We start from the raw sequence: 17,616 nt of genomic DNA, 5'->3' as shown, positions 1-17,616 counted from the left end.
CGGCGGCGCTTTTTCTTGCGGAATCCGCACCGCCGCGTACCAATGCCCGCATGGATCTGCATCAGCGATACCCCGGCCTTGAAGACCTGAAGCGCCGCGCCAAGCGGCGGCTGCCCCGCTTTGTCTGGGACTATCTGGACAGCGGCACCGGGGCTGAGGCGGCGCGGGCCCGGAACCGGACGGGCTTGGACCGCATAGGGTTTCTGCCCTCGGTGCTGCATGGCCCGATGGAGCCGGACCTTGCGGTGCCGTTTCTTGGCCGCCGCCCTGCCCTGCCCTTTGGCATTGCGCCCGTGGGCATGTCCGGCCTGATCTGGCCCGATGCCGAAGCTACCCTGGCCCGCAGCGCCGCTGCGGCCGGCATTCCTTATTGCCTGTCAACGGTTGCCAGCCAATCGCCCGAGGATCTGGCGCCGCATCTGGGCGATGATGCCTGGTTTCAGCTCTACCCGCCCAAGGACGAGGCCATCCGCAGCGACCTGCTGGCGCGGGCGCGGGATGCCGGTTTCAAGACGCTGGTGCTGACGGTGGATGTGCCAGCAGCGTCGCGCCGCGAACGGCAGACCCGATCCGGCCTGACCCAGCCGCCGCGGCTGACCCCGCGGCTGCTGGCGCAGATCGCGCAGCGCCCGGCCTGGGCGCTGGGAATGGCGCGCCGGCGTCTTGAAGGGCGGGGCATGCCGCGGATGCGGACGCTGGACAAATACATCTCAGGCGAGCAGGTGAATTTGCCGCCAGCCGCCCATATCGGATATCTGCTGCGCACCTCGCCGGACTGGGACTATGTGCATTGGCTGCGGCGCAACTGGGACGGCCCCTTTATCATCAAAGGGGTGCTGCGCGCCGAAGATGCCGTGCAGCTGCAGGAGGCCGGCGCCGATGCGGTCTGGATATCCAACCACGGCGGCCGTCAGTTCGACGGCTGCCCCGCCGCCATCGATCTGCTGCCGGACATCCGCGCCGCGGTGGATCTGCCGCTGATCTTTGACAGCGGTATCGAAGGCGGGCTGGATATCCTGCGGGCGCTGGCGCTGGGGGCGGATTTTGTCATGCTGGGCCGCGCCTTCCACTATGCGCTGGCGGCACTTGGCACTGTAGGACCGGACCACCTGATTGATATGCTTGCCAAAGATATGCAGGCGAATATGAGCCAGCTTGGCCTGCCCGGCCTTGGTGAAATCCGCAACCTGCAGCAGCGTGAACTGGACTGATTGCACGCAGATTTGGCGCAATTCGGACAAAATCCGAGGAATTGCGCCAAAATGACGCAGCAGTTGCATCATTTGCCCGCTGCGACGCAGAAAAATAGTTACAAAATCATGCTGCAAGTGCAGAATTTCAGCAGAATCTGCACCTGTTAGCGCCATGCCCCCAATCCCCCGATTAGACCGGGCAGCAGGCAAACAGCAGATGAGGAATGACAAAAGAGGCCGCTTGAGAGCGCAATCATGCCGGAAATACCCAGAACTACGGTTGTGCGGTTCGTTAGTATCCGCCTAACACTGCACCAACTTGCACGGACCCCGAGGGTGAAATGACCGACTTCAAAAAGATCCTGATTGCCAACCGTGGTGAGATCGCCATCCGCGTGATGCGCGCCGCCAACGAAATGGGCAAACGCACCGTCGCCGTCTATGCCGAGGAAGACAAGCTCGGCCTGCACCGGTTCAAGGCGGACGAGGCCTACCGGATCGGCGAAGGCATGGGCCCAGTGGCCGCCTATCTGTCGATTGACGAAATCATCCGTGTTGCCAAGGAATGCGGCGCCGATGCGATCCACCCCGGATACGGCCTGCTGTCGGAAAACCCGGACTTTGTCGATGCCTGTGCGCGCAACGGCATCACATTCATTGGCCCCAAGGCTGAAACCATGCGCGCGCTGGGTGACAAGGCCAGTGCGCGCCGGGTTGCGATTGAAGCCGGCGTGCCGGTCATTCCTGCCACCGAGGTGCTGGGCAATGACATGGACGCGATCCGCAAGGAAGCGGCTGAAGTCGGATACCCCTTGATGCTGAAAGCGTCCTGGGGCGGCGGCGGCCGCGGCATGCGGCCGATCCACAGCGAGGATGAGCTGGAAGAGAAAGTGCTGGAAGGCCGCCGCGAGGCGGAGGCCGCCTTTGGCAATGGCGAGGGTTATCTGGAGAAGATGATCATCCGCGCCCGCCACGTCGAGGTGCAGATCCTGGGCGACAAGCATGGTGAGATCTACCACCTGTTTGAGCGCGACTGCTCGGTGCAGCGCCGCAACCAGAAAGTTGTCGAACGCGCGCCTGCCCCCTATCTGACCGATGAGCAGCGCACCGAGATCTGCGACCTGGGCCGCAAGATCTGCCAGCATGTGAATTATGAATGTGCCGGCACCGTCGAATTCCTGATGGATATGAATGACGGCAAGTTCTACTTCATCGAGGTGAACCCGCGGGTGCAGGTGGAACACACCGTCACCGAAGAGGTCACCGGCATCGACATCGTGCAGGCGCAGATCCTGATCGCCGAAGGCAAAACCCTGGCCGAGGCCACCGGCAAAGCCAGCCAGGATGATATCCGCCTCAACGGCCACGCGCTGCAGACCCGGGTGACCACCGAGGATCCGCTGAACAACTTCATCCCCGATTATGGCCGCATCACCGCCTACCGGTCCGCGACCGGCATGGGCATCCGCCTGGATGGCGGCACCGCCTATGCGGGCGGCGTGATCACCCGCTATTATGACTCGCTCTTGACCAAGGTCACCGCCTCGGCGCAGACCCCGGAAAAAGCGATTGCCCGCATGGACCGCGCGCTGCGCGAGTTCCGGGTGCGCGGAGTGTCGACCAACATTGCCTTTGTCGAGAACCTGCTGAAGCACCCGACCTTCCTCGACAACACCTATACCACCAAGTTCATCGACGAGACGCCGGAGCTGTTCCAGTTCAAGCGCCGCCGCGACCGCGGCACCAAGGTGCTGACCTATATTGCCGACATTTCGGTGAACGGCCACCCGGAGACCGAAGGCCGCGCGGCGCCCGCCGCCGACCTGAAGGAGCCGCGCGCACCGCATGCGGAGCCGGGCAACCAGCCCTATGGCACCCGCAACCTGCTGGAGCAAAAGGGCGCGCAAGCCGTTGCTGACTGGATGAAGGCGCAGCGCCAGCTGCTGCTCACCGACACCACCATGCGCGACGGGCATCAGTCGCTGCTGGCGACCCGGATGCGCTCGATCGATATGATCAAGGTGGCGCCGGCCTATGCGCAGAACCTCAGCCAGCTGTTCTCGGTGGAATGCTGGGGCGGCGCGACGTTTGATGTGGCCTACCGCTTCCTGCAGGAATGCCCCTGGCAGCGCCTGCGCGATCTGCGCGAGCGGATGCCGAACGTGATGACCCAGATGCTGCTGCGCGCCTCCAACGGCGTCGGCTACACCAACTATCCGGACAATGTGGTGCAGGAATTCGTGCGCCAGGCCGCAAAGACCGGCGTCGATGTGTTCCGCGTCTTCGATAGCTTGAACTGGGTTGAAAACATGCGCGTCGCGATGGACGCCGTGGTCGAGAGCGGCAAGGTCTGCGAAGGCACCATCTGCTATACCGGCGACATCCTGGACCCGAACCGCGCCAAATACGACCTGAAGTATTATGTCGGCATGGCCAAGGAGCTGGAGGCCGCAGGCGCCCATGTTCTGGGCCTGAAAGACATGGCGGGCCTGCTGAAACCCGCCGCGGCCCGCCAGCTGGTCAAGGCGCTGAAGGAAGAGGTCGGCCTGCCGGTCCATTTCCACACTCATGACACTTCGGGTATTGCCGGGGCGACCATTCTGGCCGCTGCGGATGCCGGTGTAGACGCTGTAGACGCGGCGATGGACGCGTTTTCCGGCGGCACCTCGCAGCCCTGCCTGGGTTCCATCGTCGAAGGCCTGCGCAACACCGACCGCGATACCGGCATCGACATCGCAGCAGTGCGCGAAATCTCCGGTTACTGGGAGCAGGTGCGGGCGCAGTATGCGGCCTTTGAATCGGGCCTCGCAGCGCCGGCCTCGGAAGTGTACCTGCACGAGATGCCGGGCGGCCAGTTCACCAACCTGAAAGCGCAGGCGCGCAGTCTGGGTCTGGAAGAGAAGTGGTCTGATGTGGCGCAGACCTATGCTGACGTGAACCAGATGTTCGGCGATATCGTCAAGGTGACACCGTCGTCCAAGGTGGTTGGCGACATGGCGCTGATGATGGTCAGCCAGGGCCTGACCCGCGATGAGGTCGAGAACCCGGAAAGCGATGTGGCCTTCCCCGACTCGGTTGTCGACATGATGCGCGGCAACCTGGGCCAGCCTCCGGGCGGCTTCCCTGCGGGCATCGTCTCCAAGGTGCTGAAAGGCGAAGCGCCCAATGTCGAACGCCCCGGCGCGCATCTGGACGCGGTGGACCTAGAAGCGGTCCGCGCCGAGCTGTCGAAAGAGCTGGAAGGCTTCACCGTCGATGACGAGGACCTGAACGGCTACCTGATGTACCCGAAGGTGTTCCTGGACTACATGGGCCGCCACCGCCAGTACGGCCCGGTGCGCAGCCTGCCGACCCGCACGTTCTTCTACGGCATGGAGCCAGGCGAGGAGATCACCGCCGAGATCGATCCGGGCAAGACCCTGGAGATCCGCTTGCAGGCGATTTCCGAGACCGACGTGAAGGGCGAAGTGAAGGTCTTCTTTGAACTGAACGGCCAGCCCCGCGTGATCCGGGTGCCGAACCGTCTGGTCAAGGCCTCGACCGAACAGCGCGCCAAGGCCGAAGTTGGCAATGCAAACCATGTCGGTGCGCCAATGCCGGGGGTTGTCGCCTCGGTCGCGGTGCAGGTCGGCCAGCAGGTCCACGAGGGCGACATGCTGCTGACCATCGAAGCGATGAAGATGGAAACCGGCATCCACGCCGAACGCGACGCGGTGGTCAAGGCCGTGCACGTCCAGGCCGGCACCCAGATCGACGCCAAGGACCTTTTGGTCGAGCTGGAGTAAACTTCTCAGCTGTCACAAAGAAAGAAGGGGCGCCTTGCCGGTTGGAGGGGCGCCCTTTTTCTATTGCGCGGCCAATGCGGAATTGCGCGGGAAGTCAGGCCGGTTTTCCGGCCAGTTTTTCCGCCCGGAAAACCGGGGCGGTCCGCAACTGGGATCACCCGAAAATCCTCGCAGGATTTTTGGCCGTTTACCGCGCCGGGAAACGGTTTACCTCAATGTCAGGCGTTGAATGCTTCAGGGTCCGGCAAGGTTACGGTTTCAAACTGCACTGGCTTTATCCCATCAATCTGGCCGGCCCAGCTGTCCGCTTGCGGTGTGCTGTGGCGCTGCACGCCGTGCGCAAGCAAACCCAAGGCAATTGCCGCACCCAGGCCAGTGATCCGCAGGCAGTCCTTCCAAAGCATGATCCAATCCCTCCTGAAAAGTTCCGCTTGTTTGTGAGTGAAACGCACAGTCTGGCCGCTTCCGTCGCGGCGGGTGCAGATTTTTTTCATCTGCCGCCGGTTTTCCTCTTGCAGCGCGGACGGCGACGCCCTAAATCACCGCTCACCGGATGGCAGCGCGGGCGTAGCTCAGGGGTAGAGCATAACCTTGCCAAGGTTAGGGTCGGGCGTTCGAATCGCCTCGCCCGCTCCATCTGGAACCGAACAGGCCGTCCCTCGGGGCGGCCTTTCGCTTTTGGCGATTTGCGCGTACCCTGCCCCGAGCAGAAATCCTTGTGCGGAATCACCTTTGCGCATAGGAACAGAGCAAGAACACGAACACACGGGCAGAGCAGAATGCTGACATCGGTAGAACTATGCGCAGGCGCGGGCGGCCAGGCCTTGGGGCTGGAGGCGGCGGGCTTTGACCACACGGCGCTGGTTGAGATCGACAAGCATTGCTGCGCCACCCTGCGCCACAACCGCCCCGCCTGGAATGTGCTGGAAGAAGACGTGCGCAAATTCAAAGACGTGGCGGGTGACTATAAAGGCATCGATCTGCTGGCCGGCGGCCTGCCCTGCCCGCCGTTTTCCGTTGCCGGCAAGCAGTTGGGTGAAAAAGACGAACGCAACCTGTTTGACGATGCGATCGAGATCGTCGACTCGACCCGGCCCAAGGCCGTGATGATCGAGAATGTACGCGGCTTTCTGGATGCGGTGTTTCATGATTACCGCGAAAAGCTGAAGAAACAGCTGTCGAAACTGGGGTATGAGACCGATTGGCGGCTGCTGAATGCATCGGATTACGGCGTGCCCCAGCTGCGGCCGCGGGTGGCGATTGTCGCCCTGCGCCGCGAATTCGCAGGCCAATTCAACTGGCCCGAGCCGCTGCCGTACAACCCGCCGACCGTTGGTGCCACCCTCATCGACCTGATGAAGGAACGCGGCTGGCGCGGCGCCGAGGATTGGGCCGCCAAGGCGGATGAAATTGCCCCCACCATCGTCGGCGGCTCCAAGAAACACGGCGGGCCTGATTTGGGTCCGACCCGGGCGCGGCGGGCCTGGGCGGCCTTGGGGGTTGAGGGGCGCACCATCGCCTATGAGGCGCCGGACCCGTTCCACAACGACATGCCGCGCCTCACGGTGCGGATGGTGGCGCGTATTCAGGGCTTCCCGGATGCGTGGCATTTCACCGGCGCGAAAACCAATGCCTACCGCCAGGTCGGCAACGCCTTTCCACCGCCGGTGGCCGAAGCTGTTGCACGCGAGCTGAGGGCGGCAATTGCCAAGCCGAAGCTGCATGCTGTGCGGGCCTAAAGCCTCCCCGTCAGTCCAGAGCCAAGGGCAGCGCCCGGCCTTGGGCGGGAGCGAAGCGTCTTCCCGTGGGCAGGGTCGGGCGCTGCCCGGCCTATTGTCCGGGCGGAACGCTGTATGAAACAGAAACTTCCCGACAGTCTTGTCCGTCCCGGCCACCCGGATTTCACAGTCCTTTGCGAACTGGCGGAGGAGATCACGACGCGTGCAGGCGGTGCCTTGGCGCTGGAACACGACGTGCCGCAGATGCTGCGCCAGTGCATTGACGATGTGATCATGACGCCCAAGACCGGGCGGCGCGCCTATGAAGAACTTGAGAAGACCGAAAAGACCTATATCGGCACCAGGGTCGAGATTGAGCTGCGGGCGCTGCTGCGCTTGCGCAAGGGGCGGCTGGATACCGAGATCCTGGGCCGGGACGTGGACATCAAGCACACGATGGGCAGCAATTGGATGATCCCGACCGAGGCGCTGGATTGCGCCTGCCTGCTGGTGGCGGCGGATGAGGTGCGGGCGCGCTGCTATCTGGGGCTGGTCATTGCCCGGCGTGAATACCTGACAGCTGGTCAGAACAAGGACGCCAAGCGCAGCATTTCGGCGGAAGGGTTCCGCCATATCCTGTGGCTGCTGAAGGATCAGCCTTACCCCGCCAATTTCTGGCGTATCGCGGACGAGGCGGCGGTGGAGCAGATCTTTGCGGGCGCCACGGGCAATGAACGGATGGCGCAGCTGTTCCGGCTGATCCGAGGGCGCCCGATTCCGCGCGACGTGGTGGAGGCGGTGGCGCAGCAGAAGGACTTCATGCGCCGGATCCGGGCCGATGGCGGCCATGGCACCCGCGATGTTCTGGCCCGCGAGCAGATCGTGCTGCTGGAGGGTCAGAAGGACGCCCAGCTGATCAAGGCGCTGGAGCTGCCGCCCTGCCCGGCCAGTGCTTTTGTTTCCTGCCGGATTGAAAGCAGCTACCATGCCCGCATGGTGGAACAATCCAGGCATCACGTGGAATGGCCGACAGCCTGACACCCGAGCGGCGCAGTGCCAATATGGCAAAGATCCGCGGCAAGCACACCAAGCCGGAGATGCTGGTGCGGCGGATGGTGCACGGGCTTGGCTTTCGCTACCGGCTGCACCGCAAAGACCTGCCCGGCAAGCCTGATCTGGTGTTCGGCCCGCGTCGCAAAGTGATCTTTGTGCATGGCTGTTTCTGGCATCTGCATGAGTGCCGCGACGGGCGCATTCCAGCATCGCGCCGCGACTATTGGGAACCCAAATTGCTGCGCAACACCCAGCGCGACGAGGAGCAGCTGGCCGCCCTGCAGGCCGCGGGCTGGCAGGTGCTGACCGTCTGGGAATGCGAAACCAAGGATCGGGATGCCTTGCGAATCCGGCTCAGGTCATTTCTGGAAAATGAAGAATAACGCTTATCCACAGATACCTGCGCAAACCTTCAAATTTCCTCTTGCGGCCTGTTTGGGAACGCCCTAAACACCGGCTCATCGAATGGCAGCGCGGGCGTAGCTCAGGGGTAGAGCATAACCTTGCCAAGGTTAGGGTCGGGCGTTCGAATCGCCTCGCCCGCTCCATTCGACAGCCGAAAAGGCCGCCCTTCGGGGCGGTCTTTCGCGTTTTGCAGCCCCTCGGCCTGCAGCACTTTCTTTACCGTTCCGTCATTTTCCGCTTGCAGCAACCTCGCGGATTTCCTATTCACCGCCTCACCGAATGGCAGCGCGGGCGTAGCTCAGGGGTAGAGCATAACCTTGCCAAGGTTAGGGTCGGGCGTTCGAATCGCCTCGCCCGCTCCATTTGGAACCGAACAGGCCGTCCCTCGGGGCGGCCTTTCGCTTTTCTGCCATTTGCCGCTTTAATTTGATCAAATTCCTTTGACGCGACTCGTGAAACGCGACAATTCTATCGGCAATAGGCCCCATGGGACGTTCATGGGTGTTTCGCGCAAGGAGTTTGGCCATGGCCCCTGTCATCTATCCCACCACCAATTTCACCGCGACCGAGCAGCTGTGCCTGGAGCGCGGCGAAGGTATTTATGTCTACGACACGGACGGCAACAAATACATCGAAGGGCTGGCGGGCCTGTGGTGCACCTCGCTGGGCTACAGCAACACCGAAGTGGTGGATGCGATCACCGAACAGCTGCACAAGCTGCCGTTTTCGCACACTTTCGGTGGCAAGACCCATGCGCCGATCATGCAGCTGGCCGAAAAGCTGCGCGCGATGGTGCCGGTGGAGGATGCCTATATCTTCTTTGGCAACTCAGGCTCGGACGCCAATGATACCCACGTGAAGATGCTGCGCTATTACTTCAACGCCATCGGCAAGCCGGAAAAGCGCAAGATCATCACCCGCGAGCGCGGCTATCACGGGGTAACGGTGGCGGCGGGGTCGCTGACCTCGCTGCCCGCGAACTTGGCACACTTCGATGCACCGCTGGAGGCGCTGTCGATCCTGCGCTCGGATTCGCCGCATTACTACACCGGGCGCCAGGGCAATGAGACGGAGGCGCAGTTTGTTGACCGGATCATCAATAACCTTGAAGAACAGATCCTGGCCGAAGGCCCCGAAACCATCGCCGCGATGATTGTGGAGCCGATCACCGGCGCGTCGGGCGTAATCGTGCCGCCAGAGGGGTATTACGAGAAGCTGCAGGCGCTGCTGCGCAAACACGGCATTCTGGTCTGGGCGGATGAGGTGATCTGCGGGTTCGGGCGCACCGGTGCGGATTTCGGCTGTACTACGATGGGCATCAAGCCGGACCTGATGACGTTCGCCAAACAGCTGAGCTCAGCCTATTTCCCGATTTCGGCTTCGGTCATCCCCGGCTGGATGTATGAGGCGATGATTGATCAGACCAACGAGGTGGGCGTGTTCGGCCACGGCTACACCTATTCCGGCCACCCGGCGGCCTGTGCGGCCGCACTGAAAACGCTGGAGATCTATGAGCGCGACAACCTGTTTCAGCACGCAGCGGATGTGGGTGCCTATATGCAGGCGCAGCTGCGCGAAATCTTCACCGATCATCCGCTGGTCGGCGAGGTGCGCGGCAAGGGGCTGATTGCGGCGCTGGAGCTGGTGTCGAACAAGACCACTGGTGCGGGCTTTGACAAAGGCGCCGCGGGGCTGCGGCGCAGAAGGCCTGCGAAGCAAACGGGCTGATCCTGCGGGCGGTGGCAGGCAATGCTGTGGCGCTGTGCCCGCCTATCATCATCACCAAGGATGAGGTTGACGACATGCTGGCGCGGTTGAAAACTGCCATCGGCACGGCCTATGAACAGCTCAAGGACAACGGGCTGATCGCCGCCTGAGCCAATCAAAAAACGCCCCGGTTTGCGGGCGTTTTCTGTTTCAGAACACCTTGTAGGTCATCGTCGTCAGCGAGCGTTCAATCCCGTCGATCTGCAGCAGCTGGTCATTGATGTATTTGCCAACGTCCTCGCCGGTGGGGATGTAGAGCTTCATCAAAAGGTCGAAATTGCCGCTGGTGGAGTAAAGTTCGGAGTGGATTTCCCGCAGGGCGATTTCCTCGGCCACCTTGTAGGTGGTGCCGGGTTTGCAGCGGATCTGGACAAAGACGCAGGTGGACATGGGTGCCCCTTTTGGATGGTCAGGAATTTGCGCCCAAGCTCGCACGGCGGCGGAGGCGGCGCAAGAGACCGGGATTGCTGCAACAGATTGGCCCCCATGCACAATGCCGCACTTGAGCCACGCCCCCTGCCCGCCCTATAAGCGCCCCTGCAGCTTGACGAAGGACAGCCCGCAGATGCGTACCGCCACAGTGACCCGCCAGACCGCGGAAACCGATATCTCGGTCGAGATCAATCTCGACGGCACCGGGATCTATGACAACCGGACCGGGGTCGGTTTTTTCGACCACATGCTAGACCAGCTGGCGCGTCATTCGCTGATCGACATGACCATCCGCGCCAAGGGCGATTACCACATCGACGACCACCACACAGTGGAGGACACCGGCATCGCGCTGGGTCAGGCGCTGGTGCAGGCGCTGGGGATAAAAAGGGCATCCGGCGCTATGGCGAATGCCACCTGCCGATGGATGACGCGCAGGTGCGCTGCGCGCTGGACCTGTCTGCGCGCCCGTTCCTGATCTGGAACGTCGAGCTGCCGACCCAGAAAATCGGCGCCTTTGACACCGAGCTGGTACGCGAATTCTTCCAAGCGCTCAGCACCCATGGCGGCATCACCCTGCACATCGACCAGCTGCACGGGTTCAACAGCCACCACATCGCCGAGGCGGCCTTCAAAGCCGTGGCCCGCGCGCTGCGGCTGGCGGTGGAGACCGATCCGCGCAAGGCGGATGCGATTCCCTCGACCAAGGGCGCGCTGTGACATGCTGACCGCGATTATTGATTACGAATCCGGCAACCTGCACTCGGCTGAAAAGGCCTTTCAGCGCATGGCGCGGGAGATGGACGCGGGCGAAGTTGTGGTGACCTCCGACGCCGATGTGGTGGCGCGGGCGGACCGGCTGGTGCTGCCCGGCGACGGCGCCTTTCCGGCCTGCGCGGCAGAGCTGCGCGGCCACAAGGGCATTTATGACGCCATGGTCGAGGCGGTGGAGCAGAAGGGCCGCCCGTTCCTGGGCATCTGTGTCGGCATGCAGCTGATGGCCACCACCGGGCATGAATACCAGGAAACACCGGGCCTTGGCTGGGTCGGCGGCGATGTGGTGAAAATCACGCCCGCGGATACATCTTTGAAGGTGCCGCATATGGGCTGGAACGATCTGGTGATCGAGACGGACCATCCGGTGTTTGACGGCATCGAAAGCGGCGATCACGTGTATTTTGTGCATTCCTACCACTTCCGCGCCGCCGATCCGGCGGAGCGGCTGGCGCATGTGGATTATGCAGGCGACGTGACCGCGGTTATTGGCCGGGACACGATGCTGGGCATGCAGTTCCACCCAGAGAAAAGCCAGGCGACAGGGTTGCGGATGATCGGCAACTTCCTGGCCTGGAAACCGTAAGGGGACGGCGCTGCGCGCCGTTGCCTCCGGCGGGAGTACTTTAGGAAAGATGAAAGCTGCGGCGTTCAAGCAGCCGCGGTGCGCAGGGAGACCGGCGCAACGCCGTACGCCTTGCGGAAGGCGCGGGTGAAGCCTTCGGGGCTGCTGTAGGCGTAGCGGCGCGCCACCGCCTCGACCCGGTCGCCGCGGATGAGGTCCTGATGCGCCAGGATCAGCCGCCAGCGGCGCAGGTACCCCATCGGGGTTTCCCCCACCTCCGACGCAAACAGTTCCGCAAAGCGCGACAGTGACAGGCCTGCTTCCTGCGCCAGATCGGCGTTGGCCCAAAGCCGGCCAGGATGGTCGTGCATTGCGACAATGGCCCTGCTGAGGCGCGGGTCCGAGAGGCCTGCCAGCAGCCCCGGTTCAGTGGCGCCTTTCTGGATCTGGTTGCGCAGGAGGCGCACCATCAACACCTCCCCAGCCGGTTGATCACCGATTGCGCGCCGCAATGCCGGCCCTCTGCCTCGTCCCGCATCAGACGCACCAGCCCCTGTGCTTCGGCATTGCTGCTGATGCCGTAGTCCACCACCGATGGCAGGGCCGCCAGGAACGGATTGCTGTTGCCCGACCAATCCACCCGCGCAGCCCACATGATCGCACCGGGGTCCGGATCCGCCAGCGGGCCGCGCGGGCGATAGAGGATCCGCACCGGCTGCCCCGCCGCATCTGCCAGCGCAATCAGATTGGCCTCGCCAGGCCCGGCGGCCAGCACGGCGAGCTGAAAGCGGTCCATCAGGGTGGTAAGGCGGTCCATATTCCGGTGTTACAGTCAGGTTTTTCGGATTTATGAGACAGTAGCCTGCGCGATACGTTTGATCAACCACCACTCGCACCGCCACTCACAAAGGACCAATGCCATGCTGATCCCCGCCAGAAGACCCCGGAGCTGACCCTGCCGACGCTGGACCACGGCCTGTTCGACCTGTCTGCGGAGACCTCCGAACGCGGCACTGTGATCTGCTTTTACCGCGGCCTGCATTGCCCGATCTGCGCCACTTATCTGAAGGAGTTCGACAAGAAGGCCGCAGCCTTTGCCGAGCGCGGTGTTGATTGCATCGCCATCAGCTCGGACGGCGAAGAACGCACCCGCGCGATGGCCGACAAGATCGAAGCCAAAGACCTGCGATTTGGGTACGGCCTGCCTCTCCCGGCGGCCAAGGACTGGGGCTCTATATCTCGACCTCGCGCGGCAAGACATCGATCGGAATCGAAGAACCCGCGCTGTTCTCGGAACCCGGCCTGTTCCTGGTGACGCCTGAGCAGACGCTGTATTACGGCGCGGTGCAGACCATGCCGTTTGTGCGCCCCCATTTCGCGGAACTGGTGGCGGCGCTGGATTTTGCCATTCCCAACAACTACCCGGCGCGCGGCGAATACACCGGTGAGGTGTAGCACTGGCGCCAGCCCTTAAAATCGGCTGCGTCCGGTAATGGACAAGGGGTCCGCTTCCATGCATACGGGGCGGACCTTTTTCGCGTTTCAGGTCCCCCATTGCACATCCGTTTCGAGAAATACGACCATACTGAAGGCAAGCACCGCTATTGCCAGCTGAGCCTGACGCCAACGCTGTTCGGCGACTGGTGTGTTGAGCGTGTGTCGGGACCGCTGAATGCGCCGGGCGGTGTTCAGAAGCGGACGTATTTCGCCGCCCAAGCAGAGGCGCTGGCGATTTTTGAACGCTTCCGGGACCGGCAGATGAAACGCGGTTATGCGCCGATCCCGGTGCAGCTGGGGCTGCTGTAGGGTCAGGCCCTCTCAGGCTTATTTGATCCGGGTCCAGGTCTGTTTTGAGCAGATCAGCCCGCCCGCCACACATCCGCGCAGGGCAAGAGAGCGACCCGTAACATCCATCTTGCCGATGTAGATTTTATCATTGGAGGGCCGCCAGACCTTGCCCTCGTAAGAGCCATCGCCGTTCGGCACCATGCCGATCACCAGCGTCTTGCCGATATTCGGGGACTTGTATTCGCCCTCACTGTTGAAGGTGCGGGCAATCTTGCCGCAGACGGCAGCGCCGCATTTTTCCATCTGGATATGCGCATAAGAGCCGTCATCCGCTTGCGTCTTCCAGACGCCCAGTACCGGGTCCGCCGCTGCCGCGCCTGTAAGCCCTATTGCAACGGCCAGACCTGCCAGTAGATGTTTCATTCCATGTCCTCCCTGTTTTTCAGGCAGCCTGTCCCTGATGCGCCCGCTGAGGCAAGGTTGACTTCGGGTCGCGTTGCAATTCGGCCCCGCCTTGTGCAAAACACCGCCAGCTTGATTTCACGAAGGACCGCCCGGATGATCCTCTACCCCGCGATTGACCTCAAAGACGGCCAGGCCGTGCGCCTGCTGCATGGCGAGATGGACAAGACCACCGTGTTCAACGACAACCCCGCCGCCCAGGCGCTGGAGTTTGTCGAGGCGGGCTGCGAGTGGCTGCATCTGGTGGACCTCAATGGCGCCTTTGCCGGTGAGCCGGTGAATGCCGCGCCGGTCGAGGAGATCCTGAAGCAGACCAAAGTGCCGGCACAGCTGGGCGGCGGCATCCGCGACATGGCAACCATCGCGCGCTGGATCGACAAGGGCCTGGCACGGGTCATTCTGGGCACCGTGGCGGTAGAAAACCCGGATCTGGTGCGCGAGGCGGCGCGGGAATTCCCCGGTAAAGTCGCCGTCGGCATCGACGCCCGCAATGGCCGCGTTGCAACCAAAGGCTGGGCCGAAGAAACCGATGTGATGGTCACCGACCTCGCCAAGTCGTTTGAGGACGCGGGCGTAGCCGCGATCATCTACACCGACATCCTGCGCGACGGCGCAATGAAGGGACCGAATGTGGAGGCGACTGCGGATCTGGCCAATGCGGTCAGCATCCCGGTGATTGCCTCGGGCGGCGTGTCCTCGCTGGACGATCTCAGGGCGCTGAAATCCTGCGGTGCGCCGCTGAACGGTGCCATTTCGGGCCGCGCACTGTATGATGGGGCGATTGATCTGAAAGAGGCGCTGGCGGTTCTGAAAGCCTGAGGCGTCTACAGAACCGGGAGGCCAAATGCGCCTGATCCGCCGAATTCTTGCCATTCTGGCCCTGGGGCCCATTGCCGTGTGGCTGCTGTGCATTGCCTTGGTAATACTGCTGGGGTTCGGCTTTGGCTGCGAAATCAACGAAGGTTTTGCCAACCCTTGCGTTGTGCTGGGCCGGGACCTGAGCGAGACTGCCTATTCCATGGGTATCCTTGCCGCCTGGGGGCCGCTTATCTTCGGCCCGGTCTCAATGGGGGCCGGGCTTCTTTGGGCGATTGCCGTTGCGATTGACCGCCACCGGTCCCGCCCGCGCCAATAAGGCACGGGAGGGCCGGCACGGCTCCTTGGCTTACTGCGCGGCGGCAGCCGTCAGCTTGCCCAAGGCGCCCTGCATCTTGGCGATAAAGCCGGCATCCGCAGGGATATCGAGGGTAGAGAGCATCTCTGCCGGATCTTCATAGGTCAGCCAGACCTGGCCTTCCGCATCCTCATAGGCCAGCACCTTGAGCGGCAGATAGAGCCCCGCGCGCGGGTCCGCCTGCATTGCCGGGGTGCCCAGCTTGGGGTTGCCGAAAATCAACAGCTGCGCGGCCCCCAGCTCCAGCTCTGCCTTCTGCGCACCTGCAGCATGGTCGACGCGGGCAAAGACGGTGGCGCCTGCGCCCTCAACCGCAGCCTGCAGCGCATCCATGGTCTCAGCCACGGGTTTCTGGCTGGGCAATTTCATCAGTTCGGCGGCGGCGGGCAATACGGACATAAGGGCGATGGCTCCGGCAAGAATAAGGGGTTTTGTCATAACGGCTGCTCCGAAAATGTACTGTGATAGGATGAAAACAAGGCAACAGACCCCGGCTGGCAATTCACGTCTTCGGCATCGGCAGTTCTTTGCTGCCAGCCTGCGGCCGCACAAGCCGCAACGTATGATTGCAGCACCAGTAAATTTGAAGCACTAATTCAAAAGTGCCCGAAGGATTATTATCTTCGACGGAATGGCCGACACGGCAGTGCCGAGGAATTACTTAAAAACAATTTGAAAGAAGCTTATTCCATGGACGCCGAAAACTTCACGTTGGTCGCACATTTCACGGTTGCTACCCTTCCTCTCCTGGTCTGTTTCATTCTTGCAGTGCGCGACATAGTCCTTAGGGCGCCCAGCAATGCCACGTTCCCACCGTTTGCAAACCGCTGGACCGGATACTGCGGCGCTTGGATTGTTGTGCTTTTGATCGTCTTTTGCTGCGCCTGGATCACCTTTACATATGGCGGCTGTTCAGGAGGGATCAAACACAGCGCCGCGCGCTGCTACTACATTCACAATGCGGCGGGACAATACGCGTCATTCATAATGTTCTTTGGCTTCATCTACCTGATCTCGACCCTGATGCCTGCCTTCGTCATTCTTACCGCGACAGAAGCAGCCTACCGGATACGCCTTAAGAACGCACCCACCAGCTGAAACATACGCCCTCCCGGACCAAAACGCGCATCCACCGCCATATCTGTTGCGATTCCAGCGTCCATTGCGTACCCACGGGCCAAGCAGTCCGAAAGGCCCGATCCATGCTGAAGACCCGTATCATTCCCTGTCTCGACGTCGCCGACGGGCGCGTGGTCAAGGGTGTCAACTTTGTCGGCCTGCGCGATGCGGGCGACCCGGTGGAAACGGCCAAGGCCTATGATGCGGCCGGCGCGGATGAGATCTGCTTTCTCGACATTCACGCCACCCATGAAAACCGCGGCACCATGTTCGATGTGGTGCGCCGCACCGCCGAGCAGTGCTTTGTGCCGCTGACCGTGGGCGGCGGGGTGCGGACCAAGGACGATGTGCGTGCGCTGCTGCTGGCCGGGGCTGACAAGGTCTCGTTCAACTCGGCTGCCGTGGCCAACCCGGATGTGATTGCCGAGGCCGCAGATCAGTTCGGCAGCCAGTGCATCGTCTGCGCCATCGACGCCAAGACGGTCGAACCGGGCCGCTGGGAGATCTTCACCCATGGCGGGCGCAAGGAAACCGGCATCGACGCGGTGGAATTCGCCCGCACGGTGGTGGCAAAGGGCGCCGGGGAAATCCTGCTGACTTCGATGGACCGCGATGGCACCAAATCCGGTTTTAACCTGCCGCTGACGCGGGCGATTTCCGATGCGGTGGACGTGCCGGTGATCGCATCGGGCGGCGTCGGCAACCTGGATCACCTGGTGGAAGGTGTGACCAAGGGCGGCGCAAGCGCGGTGCTGGCGGCCTCGATTTTTCACTTCGGGGAATACAGCATCCAGGAAGCCAAGAACCACATGGCCGCCGCCGGCATCCCGATGCGGCTGAACTGAAGGGGCACGTGATGAGCCTGCTGCACGATCTTGAAGCCACCATCCTGTCCCGCAAGGGATCTGACCCTGACAGCAGCTGGACCGCCAGGCTGCTGGCAAAGGGGCCGGAGAAATGCGCCGAGAAGTTCGGCGAAGAAGCCATCGAGGCGATCATCGAAGCGGTAAAGGGCGACAGCGGCAAGCTGGCCTCGGAAGGCGCCGATGTGCTCTATCATTTCCTGGTGATGCTGGCGGCCCGCGACGTGGCACTGGACGATGTGCTGCAGGTGCTGGCCGAACGCCAGGGCCTCAGCGGCATTGCCGAGAAGGCCGCACGCCCCAAAGGCTGATTCCAGGGCCGCTTCTGCGGCGGCGGGTCAAGGTAGGCGCAGCCTCCGCGCGCCAGCGCGGCTTGCCCTTGACGCGCACTCTTATACAAAATCAATAAGGCCCTGACGGGCAAACTTGCCCTTCAGGGCCTCTCAGCAAAATCTTCTTCTTGCGCCGCGCAGCGGCGCTACGCCCAACCGTGGAGGCTGTCCAAAGGACGGCCGGAA

Annotated in this window: 16 protein-coding genes, 3 tRNA genes and 4 pseudogenes; 18 read left to right on the top strand and 5 right to left on the bottom strand. The window is 62.5% G+C overall.

The genetic code is table 11. The features are described from left to right. The first annotated feature begins 50 nt into the window (after positions 1-50). The gene (locus tag ETW23_RS06350) at positions 51-1,211 is read left to right on the top strand and encodes an alpha-hydroxy acid oxidase (RefSeq protein WP_134831272.1); all 1,161 of its coding nucleotides are present in this window, start codon (positions 51-53) and stop codon (positions 1,209-1,211) included. A 323-nt stretch (positions 1,212-1,534) separates the two neighbouring features. Further along, positions 1,535-4,978 (top strand): pyruvate carboxylase, encoded by a 3,444-nt coding sequence (locus tag ETW23_RS06345; protein WP_134829489.1) that lies wholly within the window; start codon positions 1,535-1,537, stop codon positions 4,976-4,978. A 218-nt stretch (positions 4,979-5,196) separates the two neighbouring features. Here ETW23_RS06345 and ETW23_RS06340 read toward each other — a convergent pair whose 3' ends face one another. Next, positions 5,197-5,382, bottom strand: coding sequence for a hypothetical protein (locus tag ETW23_RS06340; RefSeq protein ID WP_134829488.1), 186 nt, complete (start codon positions 5,380-5,382; stop codon positions 5,197-5,199). Positions 5,383-5,539: 157 nt separating this feature from the next. Here ETW23_RS06340 and ETW23_RS06335 point away from each other — a divergent pair. The 7 genes and pseudogenes from ETW23_RS06335 (at position 5,540) to ETW23_RS06305 (ending at position 10,031) form a co-directional block, all read left to right on the top strand. Next, a tRNA-Gly gene (locus ETW23_RS06335) sits at positions 5,540-5,614 on the top strand. Positions 5,615-5,757: 143 nt separating this feature from the next. Next, the gene (locus tag ETW23_RS06330; RefSeq protein ID WP_134829487.1) at positions 5,758-6,717 is read left to right on the top strand and encodes a DNA cytosine methyltransferase; all 960 of its coding nucleotides are present in this window, start codon (positions 5,758-5,760) and stop codon (positions 6,715-6,717) included. Positions 6,718-6,831: 114 nt separating this feature from the next. After that, complete coding sequence (locus ETW23_RS06325) at positions 6,832-7,734, top strand: NaeI family type II restriction endonuclease (RefSeq protein ID WP_129371496.1); 903 nt, start codon at positions 6,832-6,834, stop codon at positions 7,732-7,734. Continuing rightward, positions 7,719-8,132 (top strand): very short patch repair endonuclease, encoded by a 414-nt coding sequence (locus ETW23_RS06320; RefSeq protein WP_134829486.1) that lies wholly within the window; start codon positions 7,719-7,721, stop codon positions 8,130-8,132. The genes ETW23_RS06325 and ETW23_RS06320 overlap by 16 nt, the downstream gene beginning before the upstream one ends. 90 nt (positions 8,133-8,222) lie before the next feature. Then, a tRNA-Gly gene (locus ETW23_RS06315) sits at positions 8,223-8,297 on the top strand. Positions 8,298-8,441: 144 nt separating this feature from the next. After that, positions 8,442-8,516, top strand: a tRNA-Gly gene (locus ETW23_RS06310). A 163-nt stretch (positions 8,517-8,679) separates the two neighbouring features. Continuing rightward, a pseudogene (locus tag ETW23_RS06305) lies at positions 8,680-10,031 on the top strand (aminotransferase). A 40-nt stretch (positions 10,032-10,071) separates the two neighbouring features. On the opposite strand, the gene ETW23_RS06300 reads toward ETW23_RS06305, so the two are convergent. Continuing rightward, positions 10,072-10,311: an Lrp/AsnC family transcriptional regulator gene (locus tag ETW23_RS06300; protein ID WP_129371499.1), complete on the bottom strand. Its 240-nt coding sequence runs from the start codon at positions 10,309-10,311 to the stop codon at positions 10,072-10,074. Between ETW23_RS06300 and hisB the strand changes: the two are divergent. Both hisB and hisH read left to right on the top strand, forming a co-directional pair. After that, positions 10,310-11,073 (top strand): annotated as a pseudogene (gene hisB / locus ETW23_RS06295) (imidazoleglycerol-phosphate dehydratase HisB). The gene ETW23_RS06300 and the pseudogene hisB overlap by 2 nt on opposite strands. Before the next feature lies 1 nt (position 11,074). Continuing rightward, positions 11,075-11,713 (top strand): imidazole glycerol phosphate synthase subunit HisH, encoded by a 639-nt coding sequence (gene hisH / locus ETW23_RS06290; RefSeq protein WP_134829485.1) that lies wholly within the window; start codon positions 11,075-11,077, stop codon positions 11,711-11,713. 65 nt (positions 11,714-11,778) lie between these two features. On the opposite strand, the pseudogene ETW23_RS06285 reads toward hisH, so the two are convergent. After that, positions 11,779-12,509 (bottom strand): annotated as a pseudogene (locus tag ETW23_RS06285) (AraC family transcriptional regulator). A 132-nt stretch (positions 12,510-12,641) separates the two neighbouring features. Here ETW23_RS06285 and ETW23_RS06280 point away from each other — a divergent pair. After that, positions 12,642-13,147, top strand: a pseudogene (locus ETW23_RS06280) (peroxiredoxin-like family protein). A 99-nt stretch (positions 13,148-13,246) separates the two neighbouring features. Beyond that, the gene (locus ETW23_RS06275) at positions 13,247-13,498 is read left to right on the top strand and encodes a WGR domain-containing protein (protein ID WP_129371504.1); all 252 of its coding nucleotides are present in this window, start codon (positions 13,247-13,249) and stop codon (positions 13,496-13,498) included. An 18-nt stretch (positions 13,499-13,516) separates the two neighbouring features. Here the strand turns inward: ETW23_RS06275 and ETW23_RS06270 are convergent, their stop codons facing one another. Continuing rightward, positions 13,517-13,903 carry a DUF2147 domain-containing protein gene (locus ETW23_RS06270; protein WP_129371505.1) on the bottom strand — a complete coding sequence of 129 codons (387 nt, stop codon included), beginning with the start codon at positions 13,901-13,903 and terminating at the stop codon, positions 13,517-13,519. Positions 13,904-14,038: 135 nt separating this feature from the next. Here ETW23_RS06270 and hisA point away from each other — a divergent pair, with 135 nt between their 5' ends. Both hisA and ETW23_RS06260 read left to right on the top strand, forming a co-directional pair. Continuing rightward, a complete protein-coding gene (gene hisA, locus ETW23_RS06265; protein WP_129371506.1) occupies positions 14,039-14,761 on the top strand; it encodes a 1-(5-phosphoribosyl)-5-[(5-phosphoribosylamino)methylideneamino]imidazole-4-carboxamide isomerase in 723 nt (240 codons plus the stop codon). Positions 14,762-14,786: 25 nt separating this feature from the next. After that, complete coding sequence (locus tag ETW23_RS06260; protein ID WP_134829484.1) at positions 14,787-15,077, top strand: hypothetical protein; 291 nt, start codon at positions 14,787-14,789, stop codon at positions 15,075-15,077. A gap of 30 nt (positions 15,078-15,107) precedes the next feature. On the opposite strand, the gene ETW23_RS06255 is transcribed toward ETW23_RS06260, so the two are convergent. Continuing rightward, positions 15,108-15,554: a DUF302 domain-containing protein gene (locus ETW23_RS06255; RefSeq protein ID WP_134829483.1), complete on the bottom strand. Its 447-nt coding sequence runs from the start codon at positions 15,552-15,554 to the stop codon at positions 15,108-15,110. Between the two features lie 252 nt (positions 15,555-15,806). On the opposite strand from ETW23_RS06255, the gene ETW23_RS06250 reads away from it, so the two are divergent. The 3 genes from ETW23_RS06250 (at position 15,807) to ETW23_RS06240 (ending at position 17,409) form a co-directional block, all read left to right on the top strand. Beyond that, complete coding sequence (locus ETW23_RS06250; RefSeq protein WP_134829482.1) at positions 15,807-16,214, top strand: hypothetical protein; 408 nt, start codon at positions 15,807-15,809, stop codon at positions 16,212-16,214. Between the two features lie 104 nt (positions 16,215-16,318). Then, complete coding sequence (gene hisF, locus ETW23_RS06245) at positions 16,319-17,080, top strand: imidazole glycerol phosphate synthase subunit HisF (RefSeq protein ID WP_134829481.1); 762 nt, start codon at positions 16,319-16,321, stop codon at positions 17,078-17,080. A gap of 11 nt (positions 17,081-17,091) precedes the next feature. Next, entirely contained in the window at positions 17,092-17,409 is a 318-nt protein-coding gene (locus ETW23_RS06240; RefSeq protein ID WP_129371510.1) for a phosphoribosyl-ATP diphosphatase, read from the top strand. The last annotated feature ends 207 nt before the right edge of the window (positions 17,410-17,616 follow it).

This window comes from Leisingera sp. NJS201 (assembly GCF_004535885.1).
In the GTDB taxonomy this organism is placed as follows: domain Bacteria; phylum Pseudomonadota; class Alphaproteobacteria; order Rhodobacterales; family Rhodobacteraceae; genus Leisingera.
Note: the sequence above shows the minus strand (reverse complement) of the source record. Positions and strands in the feature narration are given on the sequence as shown.

Excerpts from the sequence above, each read along its gene's own strand:
- ETW23_RS06350 (WP_134831272.1), top strand. The coding sequence starts at position 51 with ATGGATCTGCATCAGCGATACCCCGGCCTTGAAGACCTGAAGCGCCGC.
- ETW23_RS06345 (WP_134829489.1), top strand. The coding sequence starts at position 1,535 with ATGACCGACTTCAAAAAGATCCTGATTGCCAACCGTGGTGAGATCGCC.
- ETW23_RS06340 (WP_134829488.1), bottom strand. The coding sequence starts at position 5,382 with ATGCTTTGGAAGGACTGCCTGCGGATCACTGGCCTGGGTGCGGCAATT.
- ETW23_RS06330 (WP_134829487.1), top strand. The coding sequence starts at position 5,758 with ATGCTGACATCGGTAGAACTATGCGCAGGCGCGGGCGGCCAGGCCTTG.
- ETW23_RS06325 (WP_129371496.1), top strand. The coding sequence starts at position 6,832 with ATGAAACAGAAACTTCCCGACAGTCTTGTCCGTCCCGGCCACCCGGAT.
- ETW23_RS06320 (WP_134829486.1), top strand. The coding sequence starts at position 7,719 with ATGGCCGACAGCCTGACACCCGAGCGGCGCAGTGCCAATATGGCAAAG.
- ETW23_RS06300 (WP_129371499.1), bottom strand. The coding sequence starts at position 10,311 with ATGTCCACCTGCGTCTTTGTCCAGATCCGCTGCAAACCCGGCACCACC.
- hisH (WP_134829485.1), top strand. The coding sequence starts at position 11,075 with ATGCTGACCGCGATTATTGATTACGAATCCGGCAACCTGCACTCGGCT.
- ETW23_RS06270 (WP_129371505.1), bottom strand. The coding sequence starts at position 13,903 with ATGAAACATCTACTGGCAGGTCTGGCCGTTGCAATAGGGCTTACAGGC.
- hisA (WP_129371506.1), top strand. The coding sequence starts at position 14,039 with ATGATCCTCTACCCCGCGATTGACCTCAAAGACGGCCAGGCCGTGCGC.
- ETW23_RS06260 (WP_134829484.1), top strand. The coding sequence starts at position 14,787 with ATGCGCCTGATCCGCCGAATTCTTGCCATTCTGGCCCTGGGGCCCATT.
- ETW23_RS06255 (WP_134829483.1), bottom strand. The coding sequence starts at position 15,554 with ATGACAAAACCCCTTATTCTTGCCGGAGCCATCGCCCTTATGTCCGTA.
- ETW23_RS06250 (WP_134829482.1), top strand. The coding sequence starts at position 15,807 with ATGGACGCCGAAAACTTCACGTTGGTCGCACATTTCACGGTTGCTACC.
- hisF (WP_134829481.1), top strand. The coding sequence starts at position 16,319 with ATGCTGAAGACCCGTATCATTCCCTGTCTCGACGTCGCCGACGGGCGC.
- ETW23_RS06240 (WP_129371510.1), top strand. The coding sequence starts at position 17,092 with ATGAGCCTGCTGCACGATCTTGAAGCCACCATCCTGTCCCGCAAGGGA.